This window comes from Azonexus sp., from assembly GCF_047638095.1.
GTDB lineage: Bacteria > Pseudomonadota > Gammaproteobacteria > Burkholderiales > Rhodocyclaceae > Azonexus.
This window is the reverse complement of sequence record NZ_JBLJBW010000068.1, coordinates 1-9666: the sequence shown is the minus strand read 5'-3', so window position 1 is coordinate 9666 and position 9666 is coordinate 1. Positions and strand designations below refer to the sequence as shown.

The window sequence follows — 9666 nt, the reverse complement described above, 5'->3', positions numbered from 1 at the left end:
AGTGCTTCCGCGACGAAGACCTGCGCGCCGACCGCCAGCCGGAATTCACCCAGGTCGATATCGAAACCTCGTTCATGAGCGAGGCCGAAATCACCGCCCTCATGGAACAGCTGATCCGCCGCGTGTTCAAGGAAGCGATCGACGTCGATCTGCCGGAATTCCCGCGCATGAGCTATGCCGAAGCCATGCGCCGCTACGGTTCGGACAAACCCGACCTGCGCGTCACGCTCGAACTCGTTGATGTTGCCGATGCTTTCAAGGACGTCGCCTTCAAGGTCTTTGCCAACGTCGCCAACAACCCGGGCGGGCGTATCGCGGCGCTGCGCATTCCGGGCGGTGCCAGCCTGACCCGTGGCGAAATCGACGACTACACCAAATTCGTCGCCATTTATGGTGCCAAGGGGCTGGCCTACATCAAGGTCAACGACGTCAGCCAGGTGAATGAAACCGGCCTGCAATCGCCCATCGTCAAGAACCTCTCCGCAGCCTCGCTGCAAACCGTGCTCGAACGCACCAATGCGCAATCCGGCGACCTCATCTTCTTCGGCGCGGATACCGCCAAGATCGTCAGCGACGCGCTCGGCGCGCTGCGCATCAAGATCGGTCACGAAAAGGGCTATGTCACCGGTGCCAAATGGGCCCCGCTGTGGGTGGTCGATTTCCCGATGTTCGAGTACGACGAGGAAAACAAGCGCTGGAGCGCCTGCCACCACCCCTTCACCAGCCCCAAGGACGAGCACATGGCGCTGCTCGCCAGCGACCCCGGCCAGTGCCTGGCGAAAGCCTACGACCTGGCCTTGAACGGCTGGGAGCTGGGCGGCGGCTCGGTGCGTATCCACCGCGCCGACGTGCAGGAAAAGGTCTTCGCCGCGCTCAATATCGGCCCGGAAGAACAGCAGGCCAAGTTCGGCTTCCTGCTCGACGCCCTGAAATACGGTGCGCCGCCGCACGGCGGTCTGGCCTTTGGCCTGGATCGCATCGTCACCATGATGACCGGTGCCGAGTCGATCCGCGATGTAATCGCCTTCCCCAAGACCCAGCGCGCCCAGTGTCTGCTCACCGATGCGCCCTCGCCGGTCGATGAAAAACAGTTGCGCGAACTGCATATCCGCCTGCGCCAGAAGGTCGAGCCCGCCGCCGGCAAACCCGTCTGAACCCGTCCGCCCGTATCCGTCTGCCCATGCGCCCATGGTCACGCCTGCTGCTGATCGTCTTGCTGACGATGGGCAGCGCGCTGGCCTTCTGGGGCGCGGGCAGTAGCAAGCACGACGGCATCGCCGCCGCCCAGCTACCCACCGAAGCGCGGCAGACCCTGGCCCTGATCAAGCAAGGCGGGCCTTTTCCTTACCCGCGCGACGGCATCGTCTTCAACAATTTTGAAAAACGCCTGCCGCCGCAGGCACGGGGTTACTACCGCGAATACACGGTAAAAACCCCCGGCCGGCGCGATCGTGGGCCGCGCCGCATCGTTGCCGGCAAGGCCGCCGAGTATTACTACACGGAAGACCACTACGCCTCCTTCCGTCGCATCCGCGAATAGAACGGCAAAAAGCCAGCGAGCCCACCATGTCCGACCTTCCGCGCCACGGCGTTTTTCCGCTCCCCGACAGCCTGCCGGCAGACTGCCGCCGCATCGATCTAAGCGACTGCGACAGCCGCGCCGAACTCTTGCAGCGCATCGGCAGCGCCCTCGATTTCCCGGACTGGTACGACGCCAATTTCGATGCCCTGTTCGATTGCCTGGTCGATGCAGAGGAGATCCACTGTCTGGCCTTGACCCATCTTCAGGATTTTGCCGCGCGGCACGCCGCGGATTTCACCACCCTGAGCCTGGTGCTCGGCGCGGTCTGCGACGTGCGCGCCGAACTCGGGCAGCCCGTCAGCGTCTTCCTGGCCGGCATGGACGAGAACGACGCTTTCGCCAGCGGCCAATGACGAACAGCGCGACAGCCTACAAGCAGCCCTTTTCGGTGCTCGTCGTGATCTACACCCTGGCCGGCGACGTGCTGCTGCTCGAACGCGCCCGCCACCCCGGTTTCTGGCAATCGGTCACCGGCAGCCGCGAAGGCAGTGAAAGCGCGCTCGCCACCGCCTGCCGCGAAGTCGGCGAAGAAACCGGCCTAAACTACCCACCTGCAGCGCTGCAGGACTGGCACATCGAAAACAGCTTCAGCCTGCATCCCGCCTGGCGGCACCGCTACGCGCCGGAAGTCCGCCACAACACGGAGCAGGTATTCGCCCTGGCGCTCCCCGAACGGCTGCCGATCCGCATCGCCCCCGCCGAACACCGCGCCAGCGTCTGGCTTCCCTGGCGGGAAGCGGCAGAGCGGTGTTTTTCGTGGAGCAACCGCGACGCGATTCTGCTGTTGGAAAAACAGCTCGCGCCTCAGCGCACGCAATCGACGTAATACGCGCCGTCTTCGCGCTTGACCAGACCGTGGATGTCAGTCTCGAAACCCGGGAAACGGGCGTTGAAATCACGCGCGAACTTGAGGTAGCGGACGATGATGGCATTGAAGCGCTCGCCCGGAATCAGAAGCGGAATACCCGGCGGGTAGGGCGTGAGCAGCACCGAGGTAATGCGCCCTTCCAACTCGTCCAGGCGCACCCGCTCGATCTCGCGGTGCGCCATCTTGGCGAAGGCGTCTGCCGGGCGCATCGCCGGCACCATGTTCGACAGATACATCTCGGTGGTCAGGCGGGCGACATCGTTTTCTTTGTACACGTCGTGAATCTGCTGGCACAGGTCGCGTAGCCCCAGGCGCTCGTAGCGCGGATGCTTTTGCACGAACTCGGGCAGCACGCGCCACAGCGGCTGGTTCTTGTCGTAATCGTCCTTGAACTGTTGCAGCGCGGTAACCAGCGTGTTCCAGCGGCCCTTGGTGATGCCGATGGTAAACATGATGAAGAAGCTGTAGAGGCCACATTTCTCGACGATGACACCATGCTCGGCGAGGTATTTGGTGACGATCGCCGCCGGAATGCCGCGCTCGCCGAAATCGCCGTCCACGTCCAGCCCCGGCGTGATGATGGTGGCCTTGATCGGGTCGAGCATGTTGAAGCCGTCGGCCAGTTGGCCGAAACCGTGCCAGCGGTGGCCGGGTTTCAGCATCCAGGCGTCGCGCTCCTCGATGCCTTCCTCTGAAAGATCGTCTGGCCCCCAGACTTTGAACCACCAATCCGCCCCCCATTCTTCGTCCACCTTGCGCATGGCACGGCGAAAATCGAGCGCCTCGGCAATCGACTCCTCGACCAGTGCAGTGCCGCCGGGGGCTTCCATCATCGCTGCCGCCACATCGCAGGAGGCAATGATGGAATACTGCGGCGAAGTGGAGGTGTGCATCAAATAGGCTTCGTTGAAGGCATCGCGATCCAGCTGGCGATCTTCACAATCCTGCACGAGAATTTGCGAGGCTTGGCTGAGGCCGGCCAGCAGCTTATGCGTCGATTGCGTGGAAAACACCATCGATTCCTTGCAGCGCTGGCGATCCGCACCAATGGCATGGTAATCGCCGTAAAAATCATGGAAAGCGGCGTGCGGCAGCCAGGCTTCGTCGAAATGCAGGGTGTCGATACGGCCATCGAGCATGGCCTTGATGTCCTCGACGTTGTAGAGCACGCCGTCGTAGGTCGACTGGGTAATGGTCAAGACGCGCGGCTTGGCCTTTTTGTCTTCGATGAAGGGGTTGGCGTCGATCTTTTTCTGGATGCTTTCCCAGGCGAATTCGCTTTTCGGAATCGGGCCGATGATGCCGAAATTGTTGCGCGTCGGCATCAGGAATACCGGAATCGCCCCGGTCATGATGATGGAGTGCAGGATGGATTTGTGGCAGTTGCGATCGACCACCACGATGTCGCCCGGCGCGACGGTCGAATGCCAGACGATCTTGTTCGAGGTGGAGGTGCCGTTGGTGACGAAATACAGATGGTCGCAGTTGAAAATGCGCGCCGCGTTGCGCTCGGAAGCCGCCACCGGGCCGGTGTGGTCGAGCAGTTGCCCGAGTTCCTCGACTGCGTTGCAGACATCGGCACGCAGCATGTTTTCGCCGAAAAACTGGTGAAACATCTGCCCCACCGGCGATTTCAAAAACGCCACGCCGCCCGAATGCCCCGGGCAATGCCAGGAATAGGAACCATCCGCCGCGTAGTGGGTGAGCGCCCGGAAGAAGGGCGGCGGCAGCGAATCGACGTACGCCATGGCTTCGCGCTTGATGTTGCGGGCGATGAACTCCGGCGTGTCCTCGTGCATGTGGATGAAGCCATGCAATTCGCGCAGGATGTCGTTGGGAATGTGGCGCGAGGTGCGCGTTTCGCCGTGCAAAAAGATGGGGATTTCTTCGTTCTTGCGGCGAATCTCCATCACGAAAGCGCGCAATTCGGCCAAGGTTTCTTCCGGTTCGAGCGCGAGCTCTTCGTCGTCGATGGACAAAATGAAGGCGGACGCACGGCTTTGCTGTTGCGCAAAAGAGGTTAAATCGCCGTAACTCGTTACCCCCAAGACCTCCAGCCCCTCTTTCTGAATGGCCTCGGCCAGCGCACGTATCCCCAGGCCGGAGGCATTTTCGGAGCGGAAATCTTCATCGATGATGATGATGGGAAAGTGAAAGCGCATGGCGATGACCTCTGAAAGGCGGCGACCCGCCGTGGCGGGTCGAAACAGGGAATAACGAAGCAGGGAATGAATTGAGGGGCAGATCAGATTTTGGGCAGCGTCACGCCAACCTGGCCTTGATACTTGCCGCCGCGATCCTTGTATGAGGTTTCGCAGATTTCGTCCGACTCGAAAAACAGCACCTGGGCGCAGCCTTCGCCGGCGTAAATTTTGGCCGGCAGCGGCGTCGTGTTGGAAAATTCGAGCGTCACATAGCCCTCCCATTCCGGCTCGAAAGGCGTCACATTGACGATGATGCCGCAGCGGGCATAGGTCGATTTGCCCAGACAAACGGTGAGCACCGAGCGCGGAATGCGAAAGTATTCGACGGTGCGCGCCAGCGCGAAGGAATTGGGCGGAATGATGCAGACGTCGGATTCGATTTCGACGAAGGACTTGGGATCGAAAGCCTTGGGATCGACCACGGTCGAGTTGATGTTGGTAAACACCTTGAATTCGCGCGCGCAGCGGATGTCGTAGCCATAGCTGGAAGTGCCGTAAGAGACGATTTTCTCGCCGTTCGCCTCGCGCACCAGCCCCGGCTCGAAAGGCTCGATCATGCCGTGTTCGGCCGCCATGCGGCGGATCCATTTATCCGATTTAATCGCCATGCAAAAAGTCCAGTGAGCGCCTGCAAAGAAAGGCCGAATTCTACGACAAATGCTGCCCGCTGCGCGGGGCAAAATCGGCCGCGCCGGTATAATCGCCGGCTTGTCGAAATTTCCCCACGAAAACACCGCCCATGCGCAAAATCCTGCTCATCAAAATGTCCTCCATGGGCGACCTGGTGCATAACCTGCCGCTGGTGAGCGACATTCTGGCGCACGACCCGCAGGCGCAGATCGACTGGGTGGCGGAAGAGGCCTATGTGCCGATTCCCAGCCTGCATCCTGGCGTGCGCCGCGTCATTCCGGTGGCCTGGCGGCGCTGGCGCAAACATCTGACGGATGGCCGCAGCTGGCATGAAATGCGCGCATTCAAAACCGCGCTGCAAGCCGAACACTACGATCTCATCCTCGACACACAAGGGCTGTGGAAAAGCCTCGCCATCGGCAAATTGGCGCACGGCCCCATCGTCGGCGGCGATCAACACAGCATCAAGGAAGGCGGCGTCGCGCGTTTTTACGACCAGCGCCTGCCGATCGCCTGGTCGCGCCACGTCATCGACCGCTGCCGTGCCGTCGGTGCCGGCGCGCTCGGCTACGCCATCGACACGCCGCCGCGCTTCAACATCCGCGCCGAAGCCCTCGTCGCCGACTGGCTGCCAAACGCGCCTTACGCCGTGCTGATGCAAGCCGCCAGCCGCCCGGAAAAACTCTGGCCAGAAGCACACTGGCTGGCACTGGGCCACTACCTCGCCGGGCAGGGCATCGCCGCCGCACTCCCCTGGGGCAATCAAGAAGAAAAAGCGCGCGCCGAACGCCTCGCCGCACAATTACCCGGCGCCATAGTGCCGCCCCTGATGGGCCTGGAAACGGCAGCCCGCTTTCTCGTCGGCGCACAACTGGTAGTCGGCCTGGACACCGGCTTCACCCACTTCGCCGCCGCCCTGGCCCGCCCAACAGTAGGTATTTTCTGCGACTCCGACGGCGAACAAGCCGCGGTATATGGCGACGCCTACTGCAAAAGCTTCGGCAAAAAAGGCAGCCCGCCAGACTACCCGACCGTTCTCGCCGCCGTGCAAGAAGCGCTGGAAAACGGTATTGAACGCGGATGAGCAGGCGCTGAAATACGCGCTAGCCTTGCCCGCCGCGCAGCAGTCAGCGTTCCTCGCCCGGCTCAACCGGGTGCAGCAACTGGAGCAGAACATGGACTGTGGCGTAGGCGATAACTTCGACCGTTTCTGGTCGAAGGCGGGTTTGGTGATGCATCGTGATCCATGAAAGTCATCTTTAATTCTTGCCGATCAAATTAAAGAATGCTTTAATTTGACAGCACTCTACTAAAGACGACTTTCAATGACACGCACCACCGGGACTTATTCAATTTCCACGACACTGGGCGAGTCGGTGCACGCCTTCGTGCCGCACGCCTTGCCGCCGTCTGACCCTGCCCTCTCACCCGAGGTGTTCACCGACCTCAATCGGCGGGCAGAACTCGCGCTTGCACGTTTGGCGGGCGTATCTGGCTTGGTGCCTTCGGTTGATTGGCTCTTGTACAGCGCCATCCGCAAAGAAGCCCTGCTCACATCGCAGATCGAGGGGACGCAGGCCACGCTGACCGATCTGTTCGACGAGGAAGCTGGCTTCAAGGTCAGCAACACCGACGACGTGGAGGAAGTGACCAACTACCTGCGTGCCTTCCGCTGGACACAAGAGCAACTGCGCGATTCGAAAGGGCTGCCGATCAGCGTACGGCTGTTGTGCGAAGCGCATCGACGCCTGCTGGATGGCGCACGCGGCGCAGGCAAACAGCCGGGCGAGTTACGCCGGTCGCAAAACTGGATTGGCGGCACACGGCCCGGCAATGCGGTTTTCGTGCCACCGCCGCCGGAGCACGTTCCCACACTGCTGGCCGACATGGAGCGCTTCATCCACGACGAAGCGACGGACCTACCACCGATGGTCAAGGTGGCGCTCATCCACGCGCAGTTTGAAACCATCCATCCATTTCTTGACGGCAACGGGCGCATTGGCCGCCTCCTGATCGCGGCGCTGTTTGAACACTGGGGACTGCTGTCGGAGCCTTTGATGTATCTCAGTGGCTACCTCAAACAACACCAAGCTGAGTACTACCGTCGCCTGTCGGCCATCCGCACGGAAGGCGACTGGGAATCCTGGGTGATTTTCTTTCTGGAAGGTGTCGCCACCGCTGCGAGCGACGCCGAAAAAAACATCATCGAGGTCGCTAGCCTGGTGGCCACCGACCGCCGACGCCTTTTGCAATCGGCCAAAGCAGGCCCGGCCAGCTATCGGCTGTTCGAGATGCTGCCGATGATGCCGCGCTTCACCATCGAACGCGCTCGCCAGCAACTCGATACCAGCTTCCCCACGGCGACGGCGGCAATCAAGGTGCTGGAAGAATTGAACATCGTGACGGAGATGACCGGGCAGAAAAAAAACCGGAGTTACAGCTACCAAGCCTACGTTGAACTGCTCTCTCGGTGACAAAAACCCGCAAACCCGCAGCGCCCCGCAGGAGTGCTGCCTAATCCAGACAGACGTTTTTTCGGGCGGCAAACCGCTCAGGCACGAGCCAAGGCGGCTGTGCTGGAAAAAGGCAGTGAACGCGGATTTTCACGGAGCAAATCGGATCACACGGATAAAACCACCAGCAATTGCCTTTAATCCGCGCCCCTCCGCGTCCCTCCGCCCAATCCGCGTTAAAAAACGCTCTGCACAAACCCAAACCGCTCGGGCACGAGCCAAGGCGGCCATGCTGAAAAAAGCACTGAACGCGGATTTACGCGGAGCAAATCGGATCACACGGATAAAACCGCAAGCAATCGCCTTTGATCCGCACCGCCCTCCGAATCTGCGTTAACTGGCCGCTTCGGCCGGCGCGCAGTCGACCTGGAACATGCGCCCATCTTCCAGGCACACTGCCGTCAGTTGCCGCCCCCACAGGCAGCCGGTGTCGAGCGCCAGATGGTTTTCGGCGCGGCGCAGCCCCAGGGCCGACCAATGTCCGGTAATCAGGCGATGGTCGGCGCTGTGGCGTCCCGGCACGGCGAACCACGGCAGATAGCCGGGCGGGGCGCTCGCCGTTTCGCCCTTGCTGTGAAATTCCATTTCCCCGGCTGCCGTACAAAAACGTAGCCGCGTCATGGCATTGACGATGCAGCGCAGGCGCGCCCAGCCGTGCAAGTCATCCGACCATGCCGCCGGTTCGCTGCCCCACAGTTCGCCGAGAAATTCCCGGTAATTCGCTCCGCGCAGACAGCTTTCCACTTCGGCGGCGAGTTCTCGCGCCTGCGCCACCGTCCATTGCGGCAGCAAACCCGCATGGACCAGACAATCCCGCCCCGCGACGTGGCATAGCGGCCGCCAGCGTAGCCAGGCGAGCAAGTCCTCACAATCATCGGCATCGAAAATGTCCTGCAAGGTATCACCCTTGGCGCGCCGCGCCGGCTTGCCGTAGGCGAGCATGAGCAGGTACAGGTCGTGATTGCCCAGCACCGTCAGCGCCGACTCGCCCAAGCCGCGCACGAAGCGCAGGGTGGCGAGCGAGTGCGGGCCGCGATTGACGAGATCGCCGGTCAGCCACAGGCGGTCGACTTGCGGATCGAAAGCGCAGGCATCGAGCAAACGGCGCAGGCTGGTGTAGCAGCCCTGAACATCGCCGATTGCGTAAGTGCTCACTTACTCCACCGTCACCGACTTTGCCAGATTGCGCGGTTTGTCCACATCGGTGCCTTTGACCAGCGCCGCGTGATAAGACAGAAGCTGTAGCGGGATGACGTGCAAAATCGGCGAGAGCAAACCGTAATGTTCCGGCAGATGCAGCACATGCACACCATCGCTGGAGAGCAACTCGGCGTCGGCATCGGCGAAGACGTACAGCTCGCCGCCACGGGCGCGCACTTCCTGCAGGTTGGACTTCAATTTTTCCAGCAACTCGTCGTTCGGAGCCACGGAAATGACCGGCATTTCGGCATCCACCAAGGCGAGTGGGCCGTGCTTCAATTCGCCGGCGGGGTAGGCTTCGGCGTGGATGTAGGAGATTTCCTTCAGCTTCAGCGCGCCTTCCAGGGCAATCGGGTAGTGCCGGCCACGACCAAGGAACAACGCGTGCCGCTTGTCGGCGAAGCGCCGCGCCCAAACGGCGATTTCCGCTTCCAGGCTCAGCACCTTGTTCACCGCCACCGGCAGGTGGCGCAACTGGTCGAGGTAGGCGGTTTCATCGTCGGCGCTCAACTGGCCGCGCTGTTTGGCGAGCACCAGGGTGAGCAGGAACAGCGCCGCCAGCTGCGTGGTGAAGGCCTTGGTCGAGGCGACACCGATTTCCGGGCCGGCGCGGGTGATGAAGCGCAGCGCCGATTCGCGCACGATGGCCGATTCCGGCACGTTGCAGAT

General features: G+C 61.7%; 11 protein-coding genes. 7 read left to right on the top strand and 4 right to left on the bottom strand.

All coding sequences use genetic code 11. The features are described 5' to 3' along the window. From aspS to nudB, 4 genes are all read left to right on the top strand, one after another. On the top strand, positions 1-1154 hold a 1154-nt coding region (gene aspS / locus ACM62Q_RS12540), incomplete at its 5' end, for an aspartate--tRNA ligase (RefSeq protein WP_415037092.1). Between the two features lie 26 nt (positions 1155-1180). Continuing rightward, a complete protein-coding gene (locus ACM62Q_RS12535) occupies positions 1181-1540 on the top strand; it encodes a ribonuclease domain-containing protein (RefSeq protein ID WP_415037090.1) in 360 nt (119 codons plus the stop codon). A gap of 26 nt (positions 1541-1566) precedes the next feature. Next, positions 1567-1935 (top strand): barstar family protein, encoded by a 369-nt coding sequence (locus tag ACM62Q_RS12530; RefSeq protein WP_415037088.1) that lies wholly within the window; start codon positions 1567-1569, stop codon positions 1933-1935. After that, positions 1932-2408, top strand: a complete 477-nt coding sequence (gene nudB, locus ACM62Q_RS12525; RefSeq protein WP_415037086.1) for a dihydroneopterin triphosphate diphosphatase — start codon at positions 1932-1934, stop codon at positions 2406-2408. The genes ACM62Q_RS12530 and nudB overlap by 4 nt, the downstream gene beginning before the upstream one ends. Here the strand turns inward: nudB and ACM62Q_RS12520 are convergent. Both ACM62Q_RS12520 and dcd read right to left on the bottom strand, forming a co-directional pair. Further along, positions 2387-4612 (bottom strand): Orn/Lys/Arg decarboxylase N-terminal domain-containing protein, encoded by a 2226-nt coding sequence (locus ACM62Q_RS12520; RefSeq protein ID WP_415037084.1) that lies wholly within the window; start codon positions 4610-4612, stop codon positions 2387-2389. The two genes, nudB and ACM62Q_RS12520, sit on opposite strands and share 22 nt — an antisense overlap. Before the next feature lie 83 nt (positions 4613-4695). Continuing rightward, entirely contained in the window at positions 4696-5262 is a 567-nt protein-coding gene (gene dcd, locus ACM62Q_RS12515; protein ID WP_415037082.1) for a dCTP deaminase, read from the bottom strand. Between the two features lie 131 nt (positions 5263-5393). On the opposite strand from dcd, the gene waaC reads away from it, so the two are divergent. The 3 genes from waaC (at position 5394) to ACM62Q_RS12500 (ending at position 7758) form a co-directional block, all read left to right on the top strand. After that, positions 5394-6368, top strand: coding sequence for a lipopolysaccharide heptosyltransferase I (gene waaC / locus ACM62Q_RS12510; RefSeq protein WP_415037080.1), 975 nt, complete (start codon positions 5394-5396; stop codon positions 6366-6368). Continuing rightward, positions 6355-6534, top strand: a complete 180-nt coding sequence (locus tag ACM62Q_RS12505; protein ID WP_415037078.1) for a hypothetical protein — start codon at positions 6355-6357, stop codon at positions 6532-6534. The genes waaC and ACM62Q_RS12505 overlap by 14 nt, the downstream gene beginning before the upstream one ends. Positions 6535-6609: 75 nt before the next feature. Further along, positions 6610-7758, top strand: coding sequence for a Fic family protein (locus tag ACM62Q_RS12500; RefSeq protein WP_415037076.1), 1149 nt, complete (start codon positions 6610-6612; stop codon positions 7756-7758). 372 nt (positions 7759-8130) lie between these two features. Here ACM62Q_RS12500 and ACM62Q_RS12495 read toward each other — a convergent pair whose 3' ends face one another. Together ACM62Q_RS12495 and ACM62Q_RS12490 are read right to left on the bottom strand one after the other, a co-directional pair. Next, positions 8131-8952: a symmetrical bis(5'-nucleosyl)-tetraphosphatase gene (locus ACM62Q_RS12495; RefSeq protein WP_415037074.1), complete on the bottom strand. Its 822-nt coding sequence runs from the start codon at positions 8950-8952 to the stop codon at positions 8131-8133. Continuing rightward, a partial coding sequence (locus ACM62Q_RS12490) for an SIS domain-containing protein (RefSeq protein ID WP_415037072.1) occupies positions 8953-9666 on the bottom strand: 714 nt, incomplete at its 5' end. It abuts the gene before it with no gap.